Origin of the sequence: Helicobacter ganmani (genome assembly GCF_003364315.1) — a bacterium.
In the GTDB taxonomy this organism is placed as follows: Bacteria; Campylobacterota; Campylobacteria; order Campylobacterales; family Helicobacteraceae; genus Helicobacter_D; species Helicobacter_D ganmani.
Map to the genome: position 1 here is coordinate 1 of NZ_NXLS01000019.1, position 2,343 is coordinate 2,343.

The following is a 2,343-nucleotide window of genomic DNA, read 5'->3' on the forward strand; positions in this document are numbered from 1 at the left end:
TTTAACCTCCCCTTAAGTTTTCTTTGCTATAATTTTGCTTCCTTTTTTGCGCTAAAAATCTTTAGAGTAAAAATGTTCTTTAACTTTTGTAATGTATTTACATCTATATAAAGTTAAAATGATCTTTGAAAACTAAGCAGGAAATAGAAGAACAACATTCTTTTTATTTTCTAATTTCTTAACAACATAAACTCATTTATTACTTTGTAGTTTTACGCTTGTAAAACACAAGTCTAAACAGAGATTTTGAGATTTTAGGACAAACTAACCTAATCTTGATTTTTCTTTTTATTGCTTTTTGCAGAGTTTGCAATTTGTTTTTGCGACAGACCTTAAGTCTAGTCTCCACACAAATTGCCTCACAACTACAAAAATCATTCAAAAATTAAAATCAATCTAAACATTTAATTTCAAAGTATTTTGCGGAGGGTTTGTGGGTTGTGAGCTTTTTACAACTAAATTGCCATAAGTAAAGGCTATTCAAGAGTAAAAAGCGAATCTCACATAAAATCACCCAAAAGACAAAGAAATTTTATGGAGAGTTTCTGTCATTAATTTTATATTTTTGACTCAAACTCCCATTAGATTTTTATGGAGAGTTTGATCCTGGCTCAGAGTGAACGCTGGCGGCGTGCCTAATACATGCAAGTCGAACGATGAAGCTCTAGCTTGCTAGAGTGGATTAGTGGCGCACGGGTGAGTAATGCATAGATAACATGCCCTTTAGTCTAGGATAGCCATTGGAAACGATGATTAATACTGGATACTCCTTACGAGGGAAAGTTTTTCGCTAAAGGATTGGTCTATGTCCTATCAGCTTGTTGGTGAGGTAATGGCTCACCAAGGCTATGACGGGTATCCGGCCTGAGAGGGTGAACGGACACACTGGAACTGAGACACGGTCCAGACTCCTACGGGAGGCAGCAGTAGGGAATATTGCTCAATGGGGGAAACCCTGAAGCAGCAACGCCGCGTGGAGGATGAAGGTTTTCGGATTGTAAACTCCTTTTGTTAGAGAAGATAATGACGGTATCTAACGAATAAGCACCCCTGAGAGGGTGAACGGACACACTGGAACTGAGACACGGTCCAGACTCCTACGGGAGGCAGCAGTAGGGAATATTGCTCAATGGGGGAAACCCTGAAGCAGCAACGCCGCGTGGAGGATGAAGGTTTTCGGATTGTAAACTCCTTTTGTTAGAGAAGATAATGACGGTATCTAACGAATAAGCACCGGCTAACTCCGTGCCAGCAGCCGCGGTAATACGGAGGGTGCAAGCGTTACTCGGAATCACTGGGCGTAAAGAGCGCGTAGGCGGGATAGCAAGTCAGATGTGAAATCCTATGGCTTAACCATAGAACTGCATTTGAAACTGTTATTCTAGAGTATGGGAGAGGTAGGTGGAATTCTTGGTGTAGGGGTAAAATCCGTAGAGATCAAGAGGAATACTCATTGCGAAGGCGACCTGCTAGAACATAACTGACGCTGATGCGCGAAAGCGTGGGGAGCAAACAGGATTAGATACCCTGGTAGTCCACGCCCTAAACGATGAATGCTAGTTGTTGTGGAGCTTGTCTCTGCAGTAATGCAGCTAACGCATTAAGCATTCCGCCTGGGGAGTACGGTCGCAAGATTAAAACTCAAAGGAATAGACGGGGACCCGCACAAGCGGTGGAGCATGTGGTTTAATTCGAAGATACACGAAGAACCTTACCTAGGCTTGACATTGATAGAATCCGCTAGAGATAGTGGAGTGCTAGCTTGCTAGAACTTGAAAACAGGTGCTGCACGGCTGTCGTCAGCTCGTGTCGTGAGATGTTGGGTTAAGTCCCGCAACGAGCGCAACCCTCGTCCTTAGTTGCTAACTATTCGGTAGAGCACTCTAAGGAGACTGCCTTCGCAAGGAGGAGGAAGGTGAGGATGACGTCAAGTCATCATGGCCCTTACGCCTAGGGCTACACACGTGCTACAATGGGAAGCACAAAGAGATGCAATATTGTGAAATGGAGCAAATCTATAAAACTTCTCTCAGTTCGGATTGTAGTCTGCAACTCGACTACATGAAGCTGGAATCGCTAGTAATCGTAAATCAGCTATGTTACGGTGAATACGTTCCCGGGTCTTGTACTCACCGCCCGTCACACCATGGGAGTTGTATTCGCCTTAAGTCGGAATGCCAAACTGGCTACCGCCCACGGCGGATGCAGCGACTGGGGTGAAGTCGTAACAAGGTAACCGTAGGTGAACCTGCGGTTGGATCACCTCCTTTCAAGAGAAAAGACTAAAGATTCGTTTCTTTTAGTTTAAGTTGTTCTTTTCCTGCTTAGTTTTCAGAGATTATT

Annotated in this window: 1 rRNA gene; it reads left to right on the plus strand. The window is 43.5% G+C overall.

Going from position 1 to position 2,343, the window contains the following annotated elements:
- The first annotated feature begins 588 nt into the window (after nucleotides 1–588).
- Nucleotides 589–2,270: ribosomal RNA gene (locus CQA43_RS09295) — 16S ribosomal RNA — on the plus strand.
- The last annotated feature ends 73 nt before the right edge of the window (nucleotides 2,271–2,343 follow it).